This window comes from Roseivivax sp. CAU 1753 (assembly GCF_054482575.1).
Map to the genome: position 1 here is coordinate 1 of NZ_JBTLRF010000009.1, position 23,324 is coordinate 23,324.

The 23,324-nt window shown below is 66.2% G+C and carries 19 protein-coding genes and 1 pseudogene; 11 read left to right on the forward strand and 9 right to left on the reverse strand.

Going from position 1 to position 23,324, the window contains the following annotated elements; all coding sequences use genetic code 11:
* Window positions 1-103: pseudogene (locus ACXYMN_RS16185) on the forward strand (IS110 family transposase); the annotation flags it as partial.
* Window positions 104-479: 376 nt separating this feature from the next.
* Here ACXYMN_RS16185 and ACXYMN_RS16190 read toward each other — a convergent pair.
* Together ACXYMN_RS16190 and ACXYMN_RS16195 are read right to left on the reverse strand one after the other, a co-directional pair.
* Window positions 480-662, reverse strand: a complete 183-nt coding sequence (locus ACXYMN_RS16190) for a hypothetical protein (protein WP_459014698.1) — start codon at window positions 660-662, stop codon at window positions 480-482.
* Between the two features lie 688 nt (window positions 663-1,350).
* The gene (locus ACXYMN_RS16195; RefSeq protein ID WP_459014699.1) at window positions 1,351-1,716 is read right to left on the reverse strand and encodes a hypothetical protein; all 366 of its coding nucleotides are present in this window, start codon (window positions 1,714-1,716) and stop codon (window positions 1,351-1,353) included.
* Window positions 1,717-2,021: 305 nt separating this feature from the next.
* On the opposite strand from ACXYMN_RS16195, the gene ACXYMN_RS16200 reads away from it, so the two are divergent.
* The 5 genes from ACXYMN_RS16200 (at window position 2,022) to ACXYMN_RS16220 (ending at window position 6,846) form a co-directional block, all read left to right on the forward strand.
* Complete coding sequence (locus ACXYMN_RS16200) at window positions 2,022-3,128, forward strand: YcjF family protein (protein WP_459014700.1); 1,107 nt, start codon at window positions 2,022-2,024, stop codon at window positions 3,126-3,128.
* Complete coding sequence (locus tag ACXYMN_RS16205) at window positions 3,118-4,674, forward strand: GTPase (protein ID WP_459014701.1); 1,557 nt, start codon at window positions 3,118-3,120, stop codon at window positions 4,672-4,674. Before ACXYMN_RS16200 ends, ACXYMN_RS16205 begins: the two co-directional genes overlap by 11 nt.
* Before the next feature lie 58 nt (window positions 4,675-4,732).
* The gene (locus tag ACXYMN_RS16210) at window positions 4,733-4,960 is read left to right on the forward strand and encodes a hypothetical protein (RefSeq protein ID WP_459014702.1); all 228 of its coding nucleotides are present in this window, start codon (window positions 4,733-4,735) and stop codon (window positions 4,958-4,960) included.
* A gap of 278 nt (window positions 4,961-5,238) precedes the next feature.
* Window positions 5,239-6,189 (forward strand): class II glutamine amidotransferase, encoded by a 951-nt coding sequence (locus tag ACXYMN_RS16215; protein ID WP_459014703.1) that lies wholly within the window; start codon window positions 5,239-5,241, stop codon window positions 6,187-6,189.
* 72 nt (window positions 6,190-6,261) lie between these two features.
* Window positions 6,262-6,846: a poly-gamma-glutamate hydrolase family protein gene (locus tag ACXYMN_RS16220; RefSeq protein WP_459014704.1), complete on the forward strand. Its 585-nt coding sequence runs from the start codon at window positions 6,262-6,264 to the stop codon at window positions 6,844-6,846.
* 28 nt (window positions 6,847-6,874) lie between these two features.
* On the opposite strand, the gene ACXYMN_RS16225 is transcribed toward ACXYMN_RS16220, so the two are convergent.
* Complete coding sequence (locus ACXYMN_RS16225; protein ID WP_459014705.1) at window positions 6,875-7,465, reverse strand: rhodanese-like domain-containing protein; 591 nt, start codon at window positions 7,463-7,465, stop codon at window positions 6,875-6,877.
* 224 nt (window positions 7,466-7,689) lie between these two features.
* Window positions 7,690-8,391, reverse strand: coding sequence for a GntR family transcriptional regulator (locus ACXYMN_RS16230; protein WP_459014706.1), 702 nt, complete (start codon window positions 8,389-8,391; stop codon window positions 7,690-7,692).
* Window positions 8,392-8,515: 124 nt separating this feature from the next.
* Between ACXYMN_RS16230 and ACXYMN_RS16235 the strand changes: the two genes are divergently transcribed.
* From ACXYMN_RS16235 to ACXYMN_RS16250, 4 genes are all read left to right on the forward strand, one after another.
* Window positions 8,516-9,865, forward strand: coding sequence for a glutamine synthetase family protein (locus ACXYMN_RS16235; RefSeq protein WP_459014707.1), 1,350 nt, complete (start codon window positions 8,516-8,518; stop codon window positions 9,863-9,865).
* 8 nt (window positions 9,866-9,873) lie between these two features.
* Entirely contained in the window at window positions 9,874-11,175 is a 1,302-nt protein-coding gene (locus tag ACXYMN_RS16240; RefSeq protein WP_459014816.1) for an NAD(P)/FAD-dependent oxidoreductase, read from the forward strand.
* A 97-nt stretch (window positions 11,176-11,272) separates the two neighbouring features.
* Window positions 11,273-11,653, forward strand: coding sequence for a DUF1761 domain-containing protein (locus ACXYMN_RS16245; protein ID WP_459014708.1), 381 nt, complete (start codon window positions 11,273-11,275; stop codon window positions 11,651-11,653).
* Between the two features lie 330 nt (window positions 11,654-11,983).
* Complete coding sequence (locus ACXYMN_RS16250; protein WP_459014818.1) at window positions 11,984-12,772, forward strand: crotonase/enoyl-CoA hydratase family protein; 789 nt, start codon at window positions 11,984-11,986, stop codon at window positions 12,770-12,772.
* Window positions 12,773-12,824: 52 nt separating this feature from the next.
* Here the strand turns inward: ACXYMN_RS16250 and ACXYMN_RS16255 are convergent, their stop codons facing one another.
* Window positions 12,825-15,173, reverse strand: a complete 2,349-nt coding sequence (locus ACXYMN_RS16255; protein ID WP_459014709.1) for a Tex family protein — start codon at window positions 15,171-15,173, stop codon at window positions 12,825-12,827.
* Between the two features lie 236 nt (window positions 15,174-15,409).
* Here ACXYMN_RS16255 and ACXYMN_RS16260 point away from each other — a divergent pair, with 236 nt between their 5' ends.
* A complete protein-coding gene (locus tag ACXYMN_RS16260) occupies window positions 15,410-16,747 on the forward strand; it encodes a SulP family inorganic anion transporter (RefSeq protein WP_459014710.1) in 1,338 nt (445 codons plus the stop codon).
* A 237-nt stretch (window positions 16,748-16,984) separates the two neighbouring features.
* On the opposite strand, the gene ACXYMN_RS16265 is transcribed toward ACXYMN_RS16260, so the two are convergent.
* From ACXYMN_RS16265 to ACXYMN_RS16280, 4 genes are all read right to left on the reverse strand, one after another.
* Complete coding sequence (locus ACXYMN_RS16265) at window positions 16,985-17,416, reverse strand: DUF302 domain-containing protein (protein ID WP_459014711.1); 432 nt, start codon at window positions 17,414-17,416, stop codon at window positions 16,985-16,987.
* Between the two features lie 147 nt (window positions 17,417-17,563).
* A complete protein-coding gene (locus ACXYMN_RS16270) occupies window positions 17,564-18,823 on the reverse strand; it encodes a D-amino acid dehydrogenase (protein ID WP_459014712.1) in 1,260 nt (419 codons plus the stop codon).
* 159 nt (window positions 18,824-18,982) lie between these two features.
* Entirely contained in the window at window positions 18,983-22,111 is a 3,129-nt protein-coding gene (locus ACXYMN_RS16275; protein WP_459014713.1) for an efflux RND transporter permease subunit, read from the reverse strand.
* Window positions 22,108-23,316 carry an efflux RND transporter periplasmic adaptor subunit gene (locus ACXYMN_RS16280; RefSeq protein WP_459014714.1) on the reverse strand — a complete coding sequence of 403 codons (1,209 nt, stop codon included), beginning with the start codon at window positions 23,314-23,316 and terminating at the stop codon, window positions 22,108-22,110. The genes ACXYMN_RS16275 and ACXYMN_RS16280 overlap by 4 nt, the downstream gene beginning before the upstream one ends.
* Window positions 23,317-23,324 lie beyond the last annotated feature (8 nt).

Below are 23,324 nucleotides of genomic sequence, written 5' to 3' on the forward strand. Positions count from 1 at the left end.
CAAGCCGCGCAAAGTCGCGGTGACAGCCGTCATGAGGAAGCTCGTCGTCCTGGCAAACGCATTGATTAGAGACGGCCGAAAATGGGCACAAGAACCCGCTTGATCATAACGGATACTCGGCAGAGAATTGACGGCTTCTGAACACCGCCATGATATGCGGCGCCTCAGGGCATCACCAACTTTCGCGCGTTTCTCGGCGCTTCCAAAGGGTAGGCCAAATATCGCGACGGTGAGCGGAATTTCGTAGACGCATCTCAAGCTTCCCGGGTCCCTTAATGCTCTTCCTCCATGCACTTGGAGTGCCGCCACTGAAGTGGTCCACCAACTGGGGTAGTTTTGTCCTGATGTCAGGAGAACCAAGAGATGGCTGGAAAGCGAGACAAAACTGGAAAGCGAGACAAACCTGAAGAGATCGTACTGAAGCTGCGGTGGGCTGAAGTCCTGCAAGGACAATGAAGCTCAATTGCCGATGCTGTGCGTCAGATAGAGGTGGATCCGGAAATCTGCACAGCCGGGAAAAGTGGGTTTTTCGCGCAACAGCAGCATGATGCTGCGAGCGAGGAGAAGATCATGGTCATCTGGGTCATCTGGGTCTTCTTGGCCAAACCCCGGATGTTGATGTCTTCGATCATCCGCTGACGCAGCGGGGTTACTCCTGCCATGGGAACCTCCTGTCTGTCGATTGAGAGACCTCAATCGTCAGGTAGGTGCCGACATTCCCAAATGCACAGGACGGCGATCAGTCTTCAACGCCAGGCACGGGCGCCATTGCCGCGCGAGCGGCTTCGTCCCTGGGCCGGGAGCGGACTGAAAAACCGGCAGTCAGTGGGGCAGAAAGCGCCGCGACCTCCGAGAATAACATTCATGCGGGGACCGCCCCATCTGGGTCGGAGGCGATCCAGAGGGAGCAGCACAATGTTGATGAGCCTGATGTTGTGTCACTGCGAGTCGCAGGCGCTTTTTAATTCTGGCGCTCGGCGTTGCGCGCTGATCCGCGGGGTGCGACGACCACGCCAACTTGCCTGTTCGGCCTAAAAGTTGCGGCAATCGCTGTGACACGCAACTTGACACAAATTGCCGGAAATCGATTTCCTTTAATTGACAGATAACACCATATCATCATATTTTTCAAGTATATGAAATAAAACAGAAAATCCTACCACCCCAGCCATGTTCCAGTCCCAGTCGCAAAAGACCCCGGCAAATGGGTCTCATGAGCCGGTGGGCACTCCGGGTCATCCCTTGACATCCGGGGTGCGACCCGAACCCTGACACAGGGTGTGGCGCAGGCCCGGGCATCGGACGGCGTCCTGTCGCGGCAACAGGGCGCGGCAACAGCCGCATTCCGCGTCACTCAAAACACATGTCGACGCGGTCACCGTTGTCCGCGATCCAAGAGTGACAGCCCGAGGCAAGCACCTTGTATGGCATGCAAGTCAGCGTATCGGCCTGGCAGTAAGTTTCGCAATCTGCGGATATTGCACACACCTTGCCGGCATCCGAAGTCGGCAAGTTGCAGTAGGATTCGCCGGAACCGATGAACGTTTCGTACCGACCCCCATGACGTTCGCACGCCTCGGCGTCGACTTCTGTTTCCTGCAGACATCCGGACAGAAGGAACAGACCGACAAGGGCAACTGCAACGCCGGTAGCCTGAATGCCAAATGAAGGCATGCTACGGGTTCTATGATGATCGGTCTGCATTTGTCTGGTCATCTCCTTCTGCTGAATGGTCGGGAACGCGCGACCTCTTGCGTGCCGAATATGGATTTCGGCGCCCTACGCCCGGCGCCCGAAGCCGCTTCGACGCAAACCCCGGCATTGTCCGAACGGCACGACACGGCACCACGACAGAACCGCGGGCGATGACCCGCTTGGCGGCGACGCAAACGCGGCGCGGGCGCTGACCGTACTGCCCTGACACGGCGCGTTTTTACCCTGTTACCGACCTGCGGCATCCGGTGTGCCTTGCCGCGACCGGGGGATATGTGTTGTTTCAGAAATGAGTATAGTGAACCGTGATGCGAAAACTCTTCGACCGCCTGATAGGCCAGAAAACACCGGATGTCGCGAACGCGGGCGCGGGCCAGGACGGCGATGCCCTCCGGCGTGACATTCCGATCGTCTGGCTGCTTGGTCGCACCGGCGCCGGGAAAAGCTCGTTGATCCGCGTCCTGACCGGTCTCGACGAGATCGAGGTCGGAAACGGCTATACGTCATGCACCCGAACGTCGAAACGGTTCGACTTTCCCGCCGATCAGCCGTTGGTGCGTTTCCTCGACACCCGTGGCCTCGGGGAGGCCGGATATGACCCGGACGAGGATCTGGCCGCCTGCGAAGGGCACAGCCATGCGATCATCGTGGTCGCGCGGCTCGACGATCCGATCCAGGGCGAAGTGGCGGATGCGCTCAGAGAGGTCGTGCGCCGCCGGCCCAAGATGGAAATCCTGCTGGTCCACACCGGAGCCGACCTTGTGCCGGATCCGTCCATGGTGTCACGGGCGCGGGCGGCGAACCAGAAACTGATCGACGCCGCGGCTGGTCGGGAAATCCCGAACGTCATGATCAGCCTGCCGCCCGACGGCCTGCCGCGCGACGACGAACTTGGCGCGCTGAAGGACGCGCTGGTTGTGACATTGCCGAACGCCGGGCTGGCCCTGCGCGAAGAGGCGGTGACCGATGCGGAATCGCGGGCCTTCGCAGAGGTGCGCCAGACGGTTCTGTTCTACTCCGGGGTTGCCGGGGGGTCGGACGCGGTGCCGATCCTCGGGCTGATCTCGTCGACGGGGTTGCAGTTCACCATGCTCAAGAAGCTCGGCGATCATTACGGCGTGCCGGTCACCCTGGCGCTTGCCCGGAATTTCCTGTCGCTGCTTGGTGTCGGGATCGGCGGGCGCTTTCTTGCCAGCGTGGCCATTCGCCAGGGCGGCAAGCTCATTCCGGGCTACGGGCAGACCGCGGGCGCGGTGGCCGCCGGTGCTTTCACCTTCGTTGCGACCTACGCGCTCGGGCGGACCGCGTGCCGGTATCTCTACGCGTTGTCCATCGGCGAGACGCCGACCCGCGAGGACATGCAAGCCACCTTCCGGGAGGCGCTGAAAGGCGCGGGCAAGACCGATGATCATTGATCGCGCGCGCACCTTCCTTTTCAGATGGCGCATCCTCGTGCGGGCAGGGGCGGTCGGCGCCCCGGTTCTGGCCTGCGTCCTGCTGGGCCTGCTGTGGCTGCGCGAACACGGCTACCTTCTGATCTTCACCAGCGTTTGCCTCGGCATCGGGCTGACCGCCTACCTGGCGCTCAACTTGCCCGTGTGGCTGGGCAGGAGCCGCGAGGACGCGGGTCCCGACCCCGATGACGAATATCACGTCGAGGCCGATCCCGACTGGACGCAACAGGAACGCGATGCCTTCGCGGCGGCCCGGAAACTGATCGACAACCGCCTGAAGACCGCCCTAGCGGTCGACGAAATTCAGGATGTCGCGCTTGAGGTGATCAAGGCTGTCGCGCAAGCCTCGGGCGACAAGGGCAAGACCGAGCTCGATTTCACGATCCCCGAAGCGCTTTTGCTGGTCGAACGCGTGTCCTCGCGGCTGCGCGCCGATCTCAGGTCCTACATCTCCATGTCCGACCGCATTTCGGTCGGGACGCTGGTGTGGCTGTGGAAAAATCAGGATCGGGCAAAGCGTCTCTACGGGCTCGGGCACGGGGCATATCGGGTATACCGGCTGACGGCGGGCCTTCCCGTCGCAGTGGCGCGCGAGGTTCTCGATCTGGTCACCAGCGGCAACTCGAAGATGCTGACCGGCGAGATACAGGTCATCGGGCAACGCATCCTCTTCGAGGAGATCGCCCGGGCCGCGACCGAGCTTTACTCGGGCCGCCTGCGCATGTCGGACGCGGAACTGCTCGAAAGTATCCTGCAGGAGGCCGAGATCGACCGGCAGCGACTGGCCGAGCCGGAATCCCCCTTGCGCATCGCCGTCGCCGGGCAGATCAGCGCCGGCAAGTCGAGCCTGGTGAATGCCGTTCTCGGCGTCGATCTTGCCGAAACCGACATGCCGCCGACAACCCATCGCGACACCGTTCACGAAGGCGAAATCGCCGGTCTGCCCTGCAAGATGGTCGATTTGCCGGGGCTCGACGGCAGCGTGCAGGCGTCGGATGTCACCCTGCGCGAAGCGGACCGCTGCGATATCCTGGTCTGGGTTTCGGCGGTGAACCGACCGGGCCGCGAAATCGACAGGGTCACGGTCGAGCGGATCAAGGCGCATTTCGCCACCGTGCCGGGACGACGCGTGCCGCCCCTGATCGGGGTGGCCACGTTCTGCGACAAGCTGGCCGGTCCCGACTGGCCCTATCCCGAACACAACATCCCCCAGGACGTCCAGACCCGCATCGGCGCGGCGGTCACCGCCATCGCGCAAGAGATCGGCATCAGCCCCCCGGTGCCCGTCGCGCTTGGCAAACACGAATGGAACGTTCCGGCCCTGCGCCAGCAGATCTCGGCCCGGATGCTCGAGGGGATCAACGTGCAGCGAAACCGCGCCCGCCTGACACATGTCGACAAGTCCTTCGGGCGCGAAGCGATCGACACCGTGCAGGGCGTCACCAGAAGCCTGAAATCGCTCTCACGGCAGGCCGCGGCCCGCTATCGTCGCCCGGAGAAGAAGTGACCCCCCGCGCCGCAATTGCCGTCGGCCCGACCGGGGCTTGACGCACCGGGCAGGTCCGATGATGGGAAAGACAGACATGACCCGCAACCGGACCGACCGCAAATTGCCAAGGGGCTTCTGGCCACTCATCGCCGCCGCCGTTCTTTTGGGAAACGCCGCCCTGCTGGCCCTGATCCGGCTGGGCGCGCCCGAATGGCTTGCCGCCGCCGCGCCGACCACCGCGGTGGGTCTTGTCGGGGTGATCCTGGCCTGGTGCCAACGGACTGCGGCCCGGCGCAAGGACTGACCGCGGCTGCCCCCGCTCCGCGCGCCGGGCCCGCCCACCGGCCATGTGCCGGGGCGGGCACTGGCAGGCCCCGCCCCCTGCATCGCATCGTCGCGCGGGCGTTGTCTCCAGGGCCAGCCGCGCTAACTTCTTGATCGACGAAGACGCAGAAGTCCCGCCGCGCATGGTCGCATCCTTCCCCGGTCCCGACCGGGCAGAGCCCGCCCCGGATCTTTCAAGCGTCCCGCGCGTTCATCCTGCTCCATCCCCCCGCGTCGACCTGACACGTTAGGAAAACCATGTGCCGCGTCCTTGCCTATATCGGTCCTGAAATTCCGCTCGAAAGCCTGTTGCTGGAACCGGAGAACAGCCTGATCAACCAGGCCCTCGATCCCGAACTGCATCCGCTGCTGCAACTGGCGGGGTGGGGCTTCGGCGCCTGGAGCGATCATCTTCTGAAACCGGACGCGCCGTTACTCTATCACAGGCCGATGGGGGCGTTTTACGACGACAACGCGCAGGGCATCATCCCGAGCCTGCAGGGCAACACGCTGCTCGCGCATGTCCGGGCCGCCGCCTACAATTCACTTACCGTGCTGGCGGACGAAAACTGCCATCCGTTTTCCTACGACGGAACGCCCTGGATCATCGCCCAGAACGGGGCCCTGCCGCACTGGCGGATCCTGCAGCGGGAACTGATCTCCCATTGCGAGGACAGGTATCTCAAGCAGTTGCGGGGCACCACCGACACGGAATTTCTGTATGTGCTGCTGCTGTCACTGCTGAAGGGCGACAGCGACGACGATGTGCAGGCCGGGTTCGAGGCACTGCTGAAGGTCATCCTCGAAGCGCAGAAAAAGCTCGGGCTGGTCGAACTGACCAAGCTCAAGATCGCGCTGGTCGCGCCGAACCGCATCATCGGCGTCAATTACGGCTCTGGCCACAACGGCGAAACGGCCCCCGAGGGCGATTGGAAAGAGCTGCGAAAGCCGGGGCCCGGCACCGACGATCATGCGCTCTCCATGCTGCTCGAACCGATGTACCTGCTGATGGGCAAGAATTTCTCGGACCATGCAAAATCATACAAGGTCGATGCGTGCCCCGAGGGCGAGGCAACATCGGCGATCTTCGCGTCCGAACCCCTGACCGAGAATCGCGACAACTGGTTGAATGTCGAATTTGGCGAGTTGATCGCGCTGGAACGCAAGGGCGGAACCATCGCCAAACAGGTGCGAAAGCTGACCCTGTGACCGCGCGGTCTCGGGCAGATACCCACGCCCTGCCGCGTTACGGTCACGGGCGCCATGGCGGGGTCGGCGGCGATGGCTGATCGCTTCGGAAGTTTCGACGCGCTTGCCGCCGCCTTGGTGCGCGACGTCGACTACCGCATCCACGCCGAGGATCGCGGCTCGTCCGTGGTGATCCTGGCACCGCATGGCGGCACCATAGAGCCTGAGACGTCGCGCATCGCCCGGACAATCGCCGGTTCGGACCTGTCTTTCTATGCGTTCGAGGCGCTGAACCCCGGGGCGCATGGCGACGCACACATCACCTCGCATCGCTTCGATGAACCCACAGCCATCGCGCTGGTCGGCGGGGCGCTGACCGCTGTTGCGATCCACGGACGCCGGAACGATGGCACCGATACCGTCTGGCTGGGCGGGCGCGGCGACGGTCTGCGCGATGCCATCGGCCTGTCGCTGCGCGATGCGGGCTTCGGGGCCTACGTCAACGCGACATTACCGGGCCGTCACCCGGACAACATCTGCAACCGGACCCGCTCTGGCGGGGGCGTGCAACTTGAACTGCCAAGATCGCTGCGGCGCGCACTGGCGGCCCAAAGCGCGGTGCTGCACGACTTCTGCACCGCGGTCCGCACCGCTATCCAGTCCACCGTGACGGACTGAATCCCGCGCCACATGCCTTGCGCGGCGTCTAGTCCGCGCCGGTGACCGTCAGGCCCAGCATCCGCCAGACCTGCATGCCCCCGCGATAGTAGAAGATGCGGTCGGCAGGGTATCCCGCCTCGATCATGTTGCCTATCGCGGTGGGGGATTGGCCGCACCAGATACCGTTGCAGAACAGCGCGACGCGTTTGGCATCGTCGCAGGCCCAGCCGTCGAAATCCGGCTCGCATCCCAGCTGGCCCAGCTGGTCCAGGATATAGGTGTAGGGAATGTTGATCGCGCCGGGGATCGTGCCGCCCTGAAACCAGTCCTGGGTGCGACTGTCGACAACCACCGCCTCGCTGTCCTGCAGCATGTCGATCAGCTCCAGCTCGCCGATGGTGGTCACCCCCTCGGCGGGTGTGAACGGCTGGATGCAGAAGTCCGGGCACGGACGCGACGTCTTTGCCCAATCGCCCTCAAGCGTGTTTTCGGTGTCCTGAATCCGGCCGATCTCGACCGCGCCATCCGGCGTCTGGACCAGGGCGGTCGGCATGGTCTTGGTGATCCCCACCTCGACGTCGGCCAGCGCAGGCGCTGCGGCAAGCATCAAGGCAACGGCCCATATGCGGTATTTCATCGTGACCCCCCGGTTTTCCATGACGTTTCCACATGCGAAATAGTGCGGCACTTCGCCGCGTCGATGTCCCTGTCGGGGAATATCCGCCCTCCGCCCTCTGCGCTCTGTGATCCGCGCGCACCTGCCCACAACCCGCCATGGTGGCCGTTCGCCCCCCGTATCACCGCAATGGCGCGCCCGCCCCCGTCAGGACGCCGCGACCACGGGGCCCGACGAATGCCCCGTCATGCAGGCATCGCCGACATCCGCGCCAGCAGGTTGCGCCCGGATTTCAGGACCCCGTCGCGGATGTCGTGGGTCACCGCGTCGCGCAGGGCGGCTGCGTTGCGCGTTGTCAGGGCGGCAAGGATCTCCTTGTGGCGGTCGATCTGGTAATAGTCCGCCACCCGCGTGATGACCTGTCGCTGAAACGGCCCCAGCTGCAGCCAGATGCTTTCGATCATCGGCATCGAGACCTGAGCGGGGTTCGCCGTGTAAAGCGTGCGGTGGAATTCCTGGTTGAGCAGGGTCAGCCTGTCGTGATCCCGGTCAGCGGCGGATTGGTCCATCCTTGCATCGATCTCGGCCAGCGTGTCGATGACGATATCCGAGATGTAGGGCAGGGCGCGTTTCGCCGTATGCACCTCGGCGACGACGCGCAGGGCGACCAGTTCCTCGAAACGATCGGGCGTCATCAGGGGCACCGTCATGCGCCGGTTGTCCTTGATCTGTATCGCATGTTCCGAACTCAGCCGCCGCACCGCCTCGCGCACCGGGGTCGGGCTGAGGCCCAGATGGTCGGCCAATCCGCGCATCGTCAGCGACGTGCCCGGCTCGATCGCACCCAGCATGATGGCGTTGCGCAGGCGCTCGTATACGTGTTCCTGCGTCGTCGCCCCGGGCATTTCGGGGATGTCGGGAATGTTGAGAGTGGCGTTGCCGATCATGTCGCTGCCCCGGGGTCTCCTCGCGGGCGAGTGTAGTCCACAGGATGTTTGACACAACCAAAAAACGATATTACGTTCAAGAAAATGATATCACAAAAAATGTTTCGGTATCGAAAGGTCTTCCATGTCTGACAACAAGGCCGAAGCCTGGCTCGCCCGGCACCCCGAGATCGATTCGATCTTCGCCTGCGTGTGCGACCTCAACGGCACCATGCGCGGCAAGCGCGTGCCGGTCGATCAGGTCTCCAAGGTGGTCGATGGCGGCTTGCGGATGCCCCTGTCGATCGTTGGCATGGATATATGGGGCGAGGATGTCGAAAACAGCGAACTGGTCTTCGAGACCGGCGATTCCGACGGGCTGTGCGATTTCACCGGCCGCCCGCTGATGCCGATCAACTGGACCAGCCGTCCGACAGCGCTGGCGATGCTGTGGATGCGGCAAGAGGACGGCACGCCGTTCCCCGGCGATCCACGCAGGGCGCTGGCGCGGATCGCCGACCGGTTCGCGGCGCGCGGCCTGACGCCGGTCGTGGCGACCGAGCTTGAATTCTACCTGGTCGATCCGTCCGAGGACCATCCGCGCGCGCCGTGCTCTCCGGTGACCGGCAAGCGGCTGGATAGCGACGGGGCGCTGTCGCTGGACGAATTGCAGCACTTCGACGAATTCCTGAACGACGTCTACGATGCCTGCGAATTGCAGGGTATTCCCGCCGATGCCGCGATTTCCGAAAACGGCGCTGGCCAGTTCGAGATCAACATGCGGCACGTCGCCGATCCGCTGCGCGCGGCGGACGATGCGGTGCTGTTCAAGCGGCTGGTGCGCGGCATCGCCCGCAAGCACGACTTTGCCGCGACCTTCATGGCCAAGCCCTATGGCGACCTCTCTGGCAGCGGCTTTCACGTGCATTTTTCGCTGGTCGACGAGGCCGGTGTGAACGTGTTCGACAATGGCGGCGAAGAGGGCACGCCCCTGATGCTGAACGCGGTGGCGGGACTGCTCGCGACGATGCAGCAGAACACGCTGACCTTCGCGCCGCACGAAAACTCCTATCGTCGCCTCCTGCCCGGTGCCCACGCCCCCACCAATGTCGCCTGGGGCTACGAGAACCGGACCGCCGCAATCCGCATTCCCGGCGGCGATGCCAGGGCGCGCCGCATCGAACATCGCGTGGCCGGGGCCGACGCCAACCCCTATCTGGTACTGACAAGCATTCTGGGCGGCGCGCTTCTGGGGATCGAGAACGACATGCAGCCGGTCGCCCCGATCACCGGCGACGCCTATGCGATGAAGCTCGACAATCTGCCGCTGGACTGGGCAACCGCGATCGACGCCTTCCGCAAGGGGCCCGACGTGCCCGAAATCTTCTCGCGCCGCCTGCAGACGATGCTGGTCGAGGGCAAGATGCAGGAATTGCGCAAATTCGCGCGGCACGTGACCAGCTTCGAATACCACAGTTATCTGGAGGTCGTCTGATGACCGCGATGGCGCATTCCTATGCGGGCGACGGAACCCATACCGCAAGCTACTATGCGGCCTCGGCCAACCCTGCGCCCGACCGCCCGGAACTGATCGGCGATCAGGCCATCGACATCTGCATCGTCGGGGCGGGGTATAGCGGCCTCTCGACCGGTCTGCACCTTGCCGAAAAGGGCTACAAGGTTGCCATCCTCGAAGGCGCGCGGGTCGGCTGGGGCGCGTCGGGGCGCAATGGCGGGCAGATCGTCAACGGGCTGAACGCCAGCCTGCAGACGATCCGGAAACGCTATGGCCAGGACACCGCCACCTTCGTCGCCGGTCTGGTGCAGGAGGGCGGCGAGATCATCCGCGAGCGGGTCAGCACCTACGACATCAAGTGCGACCTGAAGGACAAGAACATCTTCACCGGCCTGACCAGCGCCCATATGGGCGAGTTGGAGGACCGCATGAAGCTCTGGGCCAGCTACGGCATCAGGAACCAGGAGCTTCTCGACAAGGACCAGCTGCGCAAGCACGTCAATTCGGATCTCTATGTCGGCGGCCTGATCGACCATTCCGGCGGCCACATGCACCCGCTCAACCTCGCGCTTGGCGAAGCGGCGGCCTTCGAAAAGAACGGCGGCACGATCCACGAGATGTCGCCGGTGATCGACGTCGACCACGCAGCGGCGCGGCCCGTGGTCCGGACCGCCAAGGGGTCGATGACCTGCAAGACGCTGGTTCTGTGCGGCAATGCCTATCTGGGCCACGTGGTGCCGACGCTTGCGGCGCGGGTCATGCCGGTCTCGACCCAGGTGATGGCGACCGAACCTCTGGGCGAGACGCTGGCGCACGAACTCCTGCCGACCGATACCTGTATCGAGGACATCCGCTATATCCTCGATTATTACCGGCTGTCCGGTGACAAGCGCCTGCTGTTCGGTGGCGGCACCGTCTATGGCGGCGCGGATCCCAGCGACATCAAGGCCAAGCTGCGGCGCAACATGGACAAGGTGTTTCCACAGCTCAAGGGCGTCGGGATCGACTACGCCTGGAGCGGCAATTTCGCCCTGTCCTTCAGCCGCGTCCCGCAGATGGGCCGGATCGGCGACAACACCTATTTCGCGCATGGCTACAGCGGCCACGGCGTCACCGGGTCGCACACCTTCGGGCGCATCCTCTCCGAGGCGATCGCCGGCGATCTGACCCGTTTCGACGTTTTCGCCAAGGTGCCCTGGTATCCGTTCCCCGGCGGGCGGATGCTGCGGGTTCCCTATTCGGTTGTGGGGTCGTGGTGGTACGGGCTGCGCGACAGGCTGGGCGTCTGACGGCATTTTTGCACCCCGTCGCGTTCAGGGGCCAAGCGGGAAAACCCCTGACATCTCATCAGAACGCTGTACCATGCGCCCTGCAGGAGGGGCTGACATGGCGTTTGCAGAGATGAACTGGCTGGCCGTGATCGTCGGTACGGTCATCGGCTTTCTTGCGGGGTGGCTGTTCTATTCGCCGATGCTTTTCGGCAGGAAATGGGCGGAAGGCTCGGGCGTGACGCTGAACACGGCAGACAAGATGCCGGTTCAGGCCATGGTGACGCAGCTTCTGGCGCTGCTCGCGCTCAGCATCGTGGTCGGAGCGGCCGCCGCCGCCAACGCCCTGCCCACCGCGATCTTCGCCATCCTGGCCGCGGCGCTCTTTGTCGCGTCGAACGGCGGTTTCTGTAGGAAATCCAGCTATGCGATCGCGGTCGACGCCGGATATATCTGCGTCGCCGGGGTCATCATGATCCTGATACAGGCCGTGCTCTAGCATCCCTCCGCCGCGCGTCCCGCGCACCTGTCGCCGCATTCGCAGGACAGAACGGGGCAGGGCAGGGCAGGGCAAGGCGGCCCGGCAGGACAGCGCCGGGCGACCACGCGCCCTGTCGGCCAATCTCCGGACCGGTTCTGGCACCCGTCCGGCCCTGTCCTGGCACCCCGGTCCCGACATCGCTGTCCCGCGCCTGACCGCTGGCAAAGGCGGCGCAGGCTCCCCGCCCCCCGCAGGTGCGAATTCGCTCTGGACGGGCGCGCCCGGCACAATCAGGGTCACGCCAGACCGCTTTCGAAGAAGGATACCGCAATGAGCCTCCAGATCGACATGTCCCGCTACCAGAACCTCGCGATCCAGTCTCACGAGGATGGCGTCTGGGTCGTCACCCTGAACCGCCCGGCCAAGCGCAACGCGCTGGACCTCGCCACCATCGACGAACTGGTCGACTTCTTCTCCGCCGCCCCCCGCGCCGGGGTGCGTGCGGTGGTGCTGGCCGGGGCGGGCGATCATTTCTGCGCCGGGCTCGACCTGATCGAACATCACGACGCGGATCGCAGCCCCGCCGATTTCATGCATGTGTGCCTGCGCTGGCACGAAGCCTTCAACAAGATGGAATACGGTGGCGTGCCGATCATCGCCGCCCTGCATGGTGCGGTGGTCGGGGGCGGGCTGGAACTGGCCAGCGCGGCGCATATCCGCGTCATGGACGACACCGCCTATTTTGCCCTGCCCGAGGGCCAGCGCGGTCTGTTCACCGGCGGCGGCGCGACCATCCGGGTGACCGATCTGGTGGGCAAGGCGCGGATGATCGACATGATGCTGACGGGCCGCGTCTATCACGGGCAAGAGGCCGTGGACCTGGGTCTGGCGCAGTATTTCGTCGACGGTTCCAGCCTGGACGCCGCGATGGAGCTGGCCCGGAAGACCGCGCAGAACCTGCCGCTGTCGAACTTCGCCATCTGCTCGGCGGTCAGTCACATGCAGAACATGTCGGCGATGGATGCGGCCTATGCGGAATCGGTGGTGGCCGGTGTCGTCAACACCCAGCCCGATGCGCGCGCGCGGCTCGCCGCTTTCGCCGACAAAAGCGCGGCTCGGGTGCGCCCCGACAGCTGAGCGCAGGGCGTCAGCGGGGCACGATCCGGTGCGCGCAACGCCCACCGCCCGGTCAGCGCCGCGGTTTCTTCGGCCCTCGACCGTCCGTCCCGGGCGCGGTCTTCAGCGCCGCCGCCAGCGCCGAGCCCAGCGCGCCCTGCGCGTCCCCCCTGGCTTTCGGCCCGGCAGAGGCCTGCGCTGCATGCCGTGCCTGCGGCTTTGCGGGTCTCTCGCCGCGCGGTGACGACGCCCCGCCGCCGTCCTTGCGCATGCTCAGCCCGATGCGCTTGCGCGGCACGTCGACCTCGGTCACGCGCACCCGCACAACGTCACCGGCCTTGACCACCTCATGCGGGTCCTTGACGAAGCGGTCGGCAAGCTGGCTGACATGCACCAGCCCGTCCTGATGCACGCCGATATCGACGAAGGCCCCGAAAGCCGCGACATTCGTCACCGTCCCTTCCAGCGACATGCCGGGTTTCAGGTCGGTGATACTGTCGATGCCCTCGGCGAAGGTCGCGGTCTTGAAGGTCGGGCGCGGGTCGCGGCCCGGCTTTTCCAGCTCTGTCAGGATGTCGCGCACCGTGGGCAGGCCGAAACTGTCATCGACGAACTGCTCGGCCCGCACCCCCGACAACGCACCGCTGTCGCCCATGATCGCGCGGATGTCGCGCCCGCAGGCCTTGACGATCCGGCGCGCGACGCCGTAGGCCTCGGGGTGCACCGACGAGGCGTCCAGCGGTTCTGTCCCGTCGGGGATGCGCAGGAACCCCGCGCATTGCCGGAACGCCTTGGGGCCCAGCCCCGGCACCTTCAAAAGCGCCTTGCGGTTGGCGAACGCGCCATTGGCATCGCGGTGCGCGACGACCGACTGCGCCAGCGACGGCCCCAGCCCCGCGATATGCGCAAGCAGCGACGCCGACGCCATGTTGAGGTTCACGCCCACCGCGTTCACCGCGTCCTCGACCACCGCCGCCAGCGATTGCGCCAACCGCCGCTGATCGACATCGTGCTGGTATTGCCCGACGCCGATCGCCTGCGGCTCGATCTTGACCAGTTCCGCCAGCGGGTCCTGCAAGCGCCGTGCGATCGACACCGCGCCGCGCAGCGACACGTCGATGCCGGGAAATTCCTGTGACGCCAGTTCCGACGCCGAATAGACCGACGCGCCGGCCTCGGACACGATCACCGGCGTCGGGCGCGCGGTGCCTGCGGGCAGGCGTTTCAGCGCATCCGCCACCAGCCGTTCGGATTCGCGGCTGGCGGTGCCGTTGCCGATGGCCACCAGCGCCACCCCATGCTTGGCGATCAGGTGCAGCAGCGTCTCCTCGGCCCCGCGCAGGTCGTTTTTCGGCTGGAACGGATAGATCGTCGCGGTCTCGAGCAGCTTGCCTGTCTCGTCGACCACGGCGATCTTGCAGCCGGTCCGGATGCCCGGATCAAGGCCCAGCGTCGCGCGCGCCCCGGCGGGGGCCGCCAGCAGCAGGTCGCGCAGATTGCGCGCGAAGACATCGATGGCGGCATCGTGGGCGCGGCGGCGCAGATCGCCCATCAGATCGAGAAACATCGTCAGGCTCAACTTGACCTTCCACGCCCATTGCGCCGCGTCACGCAGCCACAGATCGCCCGGGTCCTGCCCCCGGATGCCGATCTCGGCGGCGATCAGCCCGACGATGCGCGGCACGCCCGCCTCGGGCTCGGGGCCGATATCGACGGTCACCACCTCTTCCTTCGAGGCCCGCAGGATGGCCAGCGCCCGGTGCGCCGGGATCGTCGCCCATTTTTCGCTATGGGCGAAGTAGTCCGAGAACTTGGCCCCGCTCTCTTCCTTGCCGGGTATCACCCTTGCGGTGATCAGCGCTTCCTTGTGCAGCACGTCGCGCAGCCGCCCCAGCAGGGCGGCGTTTTCGCCCAGTTCCTCGACAAGGATGTCGCGCGCCCCGGTCAGCGCGTCTTTCGGGGTCGGCACCGCCTCCGAAAGGTAGCCTTCGGCCAGCCGCTCGGGCGCGGCGCGGCGATCGGCGAGGATGCCGCGCAACAGCGGCTCCAGCCCGTTTTCACGCGCGATCATCGCCTTGGTGCGCCGCTTGGGCTTGAACGGCAGGTACAGATCCTCAAGCACCGCCTTGGTGTCCGCCGCGGCGATGGCGCGGGCAAGCTCGTCGGTCATTTTGCCCTGGGTGGTGATCTCGGCCAGGATGCTGGCGCGCCGCTTTTCCAGATCGCGCAGGTAGTCCAGCCGTTCCGCCAGACGGCGCAGCTGAGTGTCGTCCAGACCGCCCGTCGCCTCCTTGCGGTAGCGCGCGACGAAGGGCACCGTATCGCCCCCGTCCAGCAGCGTGATCGTCGCGGTGACCTGGTCAACCTGCGCGCCGATATCGGTGGCGATGTTTCGGGCGATGCGGTCTGCGGCGGCGGTCATGGTGGGCTCTCTCTGCTGCTCGGGAGGCCGTGATAACGCCCCGCGCGCGGGCCGCCAAGCCATCCCGGTCGGTCAGATGCCGCCTGTGGTGCCGCGCGCGGTGATTTCCACCGGCCGACCGCGCGGGAAAGGCCCGCATCTGGCCCGCAACGCAGGACAGGCGGCCACCCGCATCGCGCCGCAAGCATGCCGATTGCCCGATTGCACTTTCCCGGCCCAGGGTCTTAGCTGGCCGCATGACACCGAAACTCCTGACCACGATGGCCACCTACGACCGTCAGCAATTCACCAGCGACCTCGTCGCCGGTGTGACGGTGGCCATGGTGGCCCTGCCGCTCAGCCTCGCCATCGCCATCGCCTCGGGCGCGGGGCCGGAAAAGGGCCTTGTGACGGCCATTGTCGCGGGCTTCCTGATCTCGTTTCTGGGCGGCAGCCGCGTGCAGATCGGCGGGCCGACCGGGGCCTTCATCGTCGTCGTCTTCGCGGTGATCGCCGAGCATGGCTATGACGGGCTCGTGCTGGCGACGTTCATGGCCGGGCTCATCATGCTGGCGGCGGGCGTCCTGCGCGCGGGCAATCTGGTCGCCTATGTGCCCGAGCCAGTGATCAACGGCTTCACCATCGGCATCGGCATCATCATCGCGACCAGCCAGATCAAGGACCTGCTGGGGCTGTCCATGGCCGAGGTCCCGGCAGAGTTCCTGCCCAAGATCGCGGCGCTCTGGGGCGCGCGCGACACGCTGAGCCTGCCCGCCGTCGGCATCGGGCTTGGCACCATGGCGATGATCGTCGCCTTCCGCAGGCTTGCGCCACGGCTTCCCGGCCTGATCGTTGCGGTGGGCCTCTCGTCGGCGCTGGTGTCGCTGGCCGCGCTGCCGGTCGATACGATCTTTTCGCGCTTCGGGGCCCTGCCCGGCACGCTGCCCATGCCCGCGCTGCCCGAGATCAGCCTTCAGCGGATCTCCGATCTGTTGCCCTCGGCACTGGTCATCGCGTTTCTTGCCAGCATCGAGTCGCTGCTGTCGGCGATGGTTGCCGACCGGATGATCGGCGGACGGCATCGCCCGAACGCCGAGGTGCTGGCGCAGGGGTTTGCCAATATCGGCTCGTCGCTGTTCGGCGGCCTGCCGGCAACCGGGGCCATCGCGCGCACCGCCACCAATGTGCGCGCCGGGGGCAAGACACCGGTCGCGGGGATCGTGCATGCGCTGACGATCCTGCTGGTCATGCTGCTGGCGGCACCGCTTGCGGGCTACCTTGCGATGCCCGCGCTGGCGGGGTTGCTGATCCTGACCGCGTGGAACATGAGCGAGCCGCACAAGTGGCGCGGCTACCTGCAGACCCGGGTCTCGGATCAGGTGCTGCTTGTGCTGACGCTGGTTCTGACCGTCCTCGCGGACCTGACGGTCGCCATCGGGGTCGGGGTTTCGGTGGGCCTTGCGCTGCGGTTGCGGCGGCGCAATCCCGACATCGAGCAGCACTGGACCCCGCCCGAGCGCCTCGAGGCCGCGCCACTGACCGACGATCAGACGCATGACCCGCAGGACCGGCCCCAGGACGCCGAAACCCGGTGAGGTCCGGTCGGACCCGGTGAGGCCCGGTATGACTTGGTAAGACTCGGAGACCCGGTCAACCGCCCGCCGCCCGTGGTGCCTCGTGGTGTCCTATGGTGACCTGACCGTGACGTCCCGCCTGCGCCGACGTCAAAGACCGGACCCGGCGTGCAGCCGCGTCCGGTCGTCTTGACCTGCCAGGCTCGACGGACCCGTCAGACCCGACCCCAGGACGTCAGGCCCGGGGCGCGCGGTGGCTCAGTTGCCGACGGCTTCCTGCGCGATCTCGTCCAGCAGGGTCTGGACCTCCTGCATCGGGCCCTCGGGCATGTTGCGGAAACCCACCGTCACCTCGTCACCGGTATCGGCCACGAAGATGCCGTAGGGACAATGCGCGATGTTCATCAGGTCGGCTTCCATCACGCTGCGCGACGTCACCGCCGAGCAGAACAGGAACACGTCCGCGGCCTTGAACAACTCGACCTCGCTGCCCACGTCGGCCCCGGTCCGTGCCAGCATCTCGCCGACATGGCTGGTGTAGTCGATGACCAGCCCACGCCCGATGATGGCGCTTTCCACCGCGAAGGTCGCGTCCTCGAAGCTGGCATCGGTCTGGTAGGTGGTCACGCCCTCGGCTGCGGCAGGGGCCGCGAACGCCACGAGAGCAAGGGTTGCGCAAAAACGCTTCATGATTCTCTTCCCTTGAAAATTGCCTTCCCAGTCTATCGCCCCGGCACCCGCCTCGCCATGATTTCCATCAACCGCCTGAAAGCGCGGGCGTCTCCGGGCGACCCTTCGCTTCGGTCCGGTCTGCGCGCGCAGGCTTTGCCGGCCGGCTCAGCGCCCGTAGCGCGCCGCCGTCAGACCGTCGAACGAGATCTCGGGCGTCTTGCCCAGAACCACGTCCGCCACCGCGCGGCCTGACCCGCAGGCCATGGTCCAGCCCAGCGTGCCGTGCCCGGTGTTGAGAAACAGGTTGTCGTAGCGCGATGGACCCAGCACCGGCGTCCCGTCCGGGGTCATCGGGCGCAAGCCGGTCCAGCCTTCCGCCTGCGAAATGTCGCCACCCCGGGGAAACAGATCGCCGATCACGTGTTTGACGGTGTCGGTCGCATGCGGGCCAAGGCGGTTGGAATAGCCCGCGATCTCGGCGGTGCCCGCGACCCGGATGCGATCCCCAAGCCGGGTCATGGCGACCTTGTGGGTCTCGTCCATGATGGTCGATTGCGGCGCATAGGCGTCATCGATGACCGGAAGCGTCACCGAGTAGCCCTTGACCGGATAGACCGGCAGCTTGATCCCGACGGGGTTGAGCACGTTGACCGCATAGCTGCCCAATGCGCAGACATAAGCGTCGCCGGTGATGCGCCCGGCAATCTCGGTGTCGACGCCCGCGATCCTGTCACCTTCGACGGCAAGCGACCGGATGGTCTGCCCGTATTTGAAATCCACCCCCATCTCGATGCACTTCTCTGTCAGCGCGATGGTGAACATGCGGCAATCGCCGGTGCGGTCGGCGGTCAGGCGCAGGCCGCCCACGAACTTGTTCCGCACCTCGGCCAGGGCCGGCTCTGCGGCGATGCAGGCGTCGCGGCCAAGCACCTCATAGGGCGAGCCATACTCGGCAAGGATCGCCTGGTCGGTCTGCGACGCCTTCATCTGCTTGGCGCTGCGGAACAGCTGCAAGGTGCCCTGCGCACGGCCGTCATATGCGATGCCGGTCTCGGCGATCAGGTCTGGCATGATGTCGCGCGAATAGCTCGAGACGCGCACCATGCGCCCCTTGTTGACGCGGTAGCTTTCGGCGTTGCAGTTGCGCACCATCTGCAGACACCATTTCCACATGGTCGGGCTGATCAGCGGCCAGATGAACAGCGGCCGGCGCTTCATGAACATCCACTTGACCGCCTTCAGCGGAATGCCGGGGGCCGCCCAGGGCGAGCTCATGCCATAGCTCAGCTGCCCCGCATTGGCATAGCTGGTCTCAAGCCCCGGCCCGGTCTGGCGGTCGATGACCACGACCTCCGCGCCCTGCTTGGCAAGGTAATAGGCCGTGGTGACGCCGATGACACCCGCACCCAGGACGACGACCTTCATCGCATAGCCTTTCTGTCTGGTTTATCGCAGCCTGCGATGCCGACAGTCGGCGTGCAAGGTCTGTGTCGCCGCCCGCCCGCCGAGGTGGCCGACACGGCCTGACCCGCGCACTCCGGGCTTTGCCCCCTCCGGCACCCGCGCGGCGCAGGCGCGACGCCCTCAGGCCGGTTGCGCCCGGGGCGGTGCGGGCAGGTGCCGCGCGTTGCGTCTTTCGCCCAGCATCAGCATCGCGGGCGTCACCACCAGGGTCAGCAGGGTCGCGACCACCAGTCCGCCCGCGATGGCGCTGGACATCTCGGTCCACCACTGTGTCGACGGCGCGCCGTAGACGACGCTGCGCGTGAAGAAGTTGAGGTTGACGCCGATCACCATCGGCATGAGCCCAAGCGCGGTGGTGACCGAGGTCAGCACCACCGGGCGCAGACGCTGCGCCCCGGTCCGCAACACCGCCTCGAGCGGCGATTGCCCGCTGCGCCTGAGGTCGTTGTAGGTGTCGATCAGCACGATGTTGTTGTTCACCACGATGCCCGCCAGCGCGATCACCCCGATGCCGCCCATGACCACGCCGAACGGACGCCCGGTCGCCAGCAGGCCCAGCAGCACGCCCGCGATGGAAAAGACGATGGCGCTCATCACCACCAGGGCCTGGTAGAAACTGTTGAACTGCAACACCAGGATCACCAGCATCAGGAAGATCGCGCTGATGAACGCCCCGGCCAGAAAGATCATCGCCTCCTGCTGGTCCTCGGCCTCGCCCGCCACGGCATAGCTGACGCCGTCCGGCAGGCCTGCCGCATCGAGCGCCGCCCTTAACGCCGCGATCTGGTCGTTCACCAGCACGCCCGGGCCGACATTGGCCTCGATGGTGACCACCCGGCGTTCATCCACGCGCCGCAGCGTGCCCACCCGTTCCGTCGGCGCGAAGGCCACGAAATTCGAGATCGGCACCAGCCCGGCCGTTGTCGGCACCCGCAGGTTGTTCAACTCCGACAGGGACCGGTCCTCGCGCGGGAAGCGCACCCGGATGTCGAGCGGGCCATCGGCATCGTCGGGGCGGTAATCGGCGACGGTAATGCCCTGGGTCAGCAGCTGCACCGCCTGGCCCAGCAGGCTGACATCGGCCCCGAAGCGCGCGGCCTCCTTGCGATCCACCAGGATCGACACCTCGACGCCGGGCAGGGGCAGCGTGTCGGTGACGTCGGTGAAGCCGCCGATATCGTCCATGATGGCGCGGACCTGCGCGACCACCTGCGCCTGCGTCGCCGGATCGTGCGCCTGCAACTCGAGGCTGACCGGCTTGCCCGCCGACGGCCCCGATGAGTCGGTCTGGACCTGCACGTCGATGCCCGCGATGTCGGCCATGTCGGCGCGGATCCGTTCGCCGATCTCGGCGGCGGTGGCGCGCGCGCTCCAGTCCACCAGATCCAGCTGGATCACGCCGATGGTTTCCTCGTCGCCGCGCCCTGCGCTCATGGTGGCGCGCGCATAGACGGTCTCGACGCCTTCGTATTCCAGCAGCCGGTCCTCGACCACGCGCACCAGCGTGTCGCGCTCCCAGATCGAGAAGTTGTCGCGGGCGCGCACCTGCACCTGCATGAACTCGGGCTCGATCGACGGGAAAAAGCTCAGCCCGCGCCCGAATTGCCCGTAAAGCCCGAATGCCCCGGTCAGCACCGCCAGCGCCAGCAGCACCACCGCGCCGGGCCGCAGGATCGCCCATTCCAGCAGCCGCACATAGGCCCCCGTGGCGCCACCGATCTCGCGCGGATCGCCCAGCTCGGCGGCGTGCAGCGCCGCTTTGTCGCGCGCGCTTTTCGACTGGCGCCCCCCGATCACGCCGCCGACCACTGGGATGATGATCAGCGCCATGACCAGCGATGCCGACAGCGTCAGGATCACCGTGATCGGCAGGAATTTCATGAACTCGCCGGTCAGTCCGGTCCAGAACAGCAACGGCAGGAACACCGACAGGGTCGTCGCCGTCGAAGCGATGATCGGCCAGGCCATGCGCTTGGCCGCATCGGCATAGGCGGTCTTGCGCGTGGCGCCATCCTGCAGGCGACGGTCCGCCAGCTCGACGGTCACGATGGCCCCGTCGACCAGCATCCCCACCACCAGGATCAGCGAAAACAGCACCACGACGTTCATGGTGTAGCCCATCCCCCAAAGCGCCGCGACACCGGTCAGGAAGGCCCCCGGAATGGCCAGCCCGACCAGCAGCGCCGAGCGGACGCCGAGGGTCAGGACGATCACGATCATCACCAGGATCACCGCCGCGATGACGTTGGCCTCAAGGTCGGAGAGGAAGGTTTTGACCTGCACGCTCTGGTCCTGAAGGTAGGTCACCTGCACCGAATCTGGCCAGTCCCGCCGCGACTCCTCGATCAGCGCCTGCACCGCGGCGACCGTGTCGATGATGTTGGCTCCCGACCGCTTCTTGACCTCGAGCGAGATCGCGGGCTGGCCATCGACCCGCGCGAAGCTGGTCGGGTCGTCATAGGTGCGCCGCACCGTCGCCACGTCGCCGAAGGTCACCACCGCGTTGCCACGGACCTTGATCGGCATCTCCATGACGTCCCGCTCGCCCTCGATCAGGCCGGGCACCTTCAGCACGATGCGCCCGCCGCCGGTCTCGATGGCCCCGGCGGCGATCAGGCGGTTGTTGCGCTGCAACTGGCCGATCAATTCGTCGAAGCTGAGGTTGTAGGTCTGAAACACGGTCGGATCGACCAGCACCTCCATGAATTCCGTGCGCTGACCGCCGGTATCCACCTCGAGCACGCCCGGCAGGCCCTCGACCGCCTCCTCGACCGCGTCGGCGATCCGGTTCAGGGCGCGTTCCGGCACCGGCCCGGACAGCACCACGGTGATGATCGGGAACATCGCGGTGTTGATCTCGACGATCGACAGGTCATAGGCGTCGTCCGGCAGGTTGCCCTCGACCCGGTCGGCGGCTTCGCGCACCTTGTCCAGCGCCTCGTCGATGTCGCCACCGGCGGTAAATTCAAGCTGCAGGCTGGCAAAGCCCTCGGTCGCGTCGCTCGACATCTTCTCGAGCCCTTCCAGCGCGCCGAACTCCGCCTCCATCGGCTCCAGCAGCAGCCGCTCGGCATCGGTCGGGCTGATGCCGCTCAGCCCGGTCGACACGTAGACCAGCGGCAACGACACCTCGGGCGAGGATTCCTTGGGGATCGAGACATAGGCATAGGTGCCCACCGCGAGCAGCATGGCCAGCGCCATGATCACCACCCGCGAGCGCGAGAACGCAGCGTCGATCAGGGCGTTCATTCGGCGGCCTCTGGCGCGGCGTTCACCGGTTCGTCCGCGGCCTCCGCAGCGCCGGACGGGGCCTCGGGGCGGGCAATCACCGGCTCGCCGTTGCGCACGAAGCCCTGGCCGATGGTGATGATCCGCGTGGTGTCGGGCAGCCCGGTCACCCAGATGCCATCGACCTCGGCGCGCACGATCTCGATGCTGTAGAACACCACCGTGTCATCCTCGACGGTCTTGACCCCGATTTCGCCGTCGGGGCTAAGCGCGACCACCGAGGGCGAGATGAAATGCGCGGTGGCATCGCCGGTCGGAATGCGGATTTCCGCCGAGATGCCCGCCGCGATCGCGCCATCGGCGTTGGGGACCTCAATCTCCGCCAGAAAGGTGCGGGTCTCGACCGCGGCAGAGGTGGCGACAAAGCTGACGCGCCCCTCGCGGCTCTCGCCGGTGATAAAGGACACCTCGGCGGTCTGGCCGTTGCGGATCCGGTTGAGCGATTGCTGCGGCACTTGCAGGGCCACGGTCAGCGGGCGGTTGTCGACGATGCGCCCCACTGTACTGCCGGTCGAGATGAACTCGCCCGCATCCAGCGTCAGTGCCTCGATCCGGCCGCCGAAGGGGGCGACGATATTGGTGTTGTCGACCGCTTCCTCGGCGGCGGCCAGCGCCGCCCGCGCGGCGGCCAGCGCGGCGCGCGTGTCGGCGACCCGGTCGATGGTGCCCGCGCCGCGCTCGCGCAGGGTGACGGCGTTGTCGTAGTCCCGCTGTGCCCGGTCCAGGTCCTCTTGCGCGCGGCGCAGGTCGGCGTCGACCCGGTCAGTGGTCAGCCGTGCGATGATCGTGCCGCGGTCGACATCGTCGCCCTTGCGCACCAACACCTCGGCGACATCGCCCGAGGCTTCGGCGCGCATATCGGTGTCGCGGTCCGGCTGGGCCTGCCCCTCGGCGCGGAAATACAGCGTCACCGGCCGGGCGACGGAGGTCCGCACCGCCACCGAAACCGCCGCCGCTTCGGGCGGGGCCGTGTCGGAGGCGGTCACATCCTCGGAGGGCAGGATGACGCCACTGGCCATCCAGCCCACGATGGCCACCAGAATGCCCGCGGCGATCCACGCCGAACGCGCCGATCCCTTGTCGTCGTCGAACACCAGCGCCTTGCGCTCCGCGCCGCGACCGGCTGCCGCCGACCCCTTGTCTGCCGTGCTCGGAGGGTTCGACATTCAGGGCT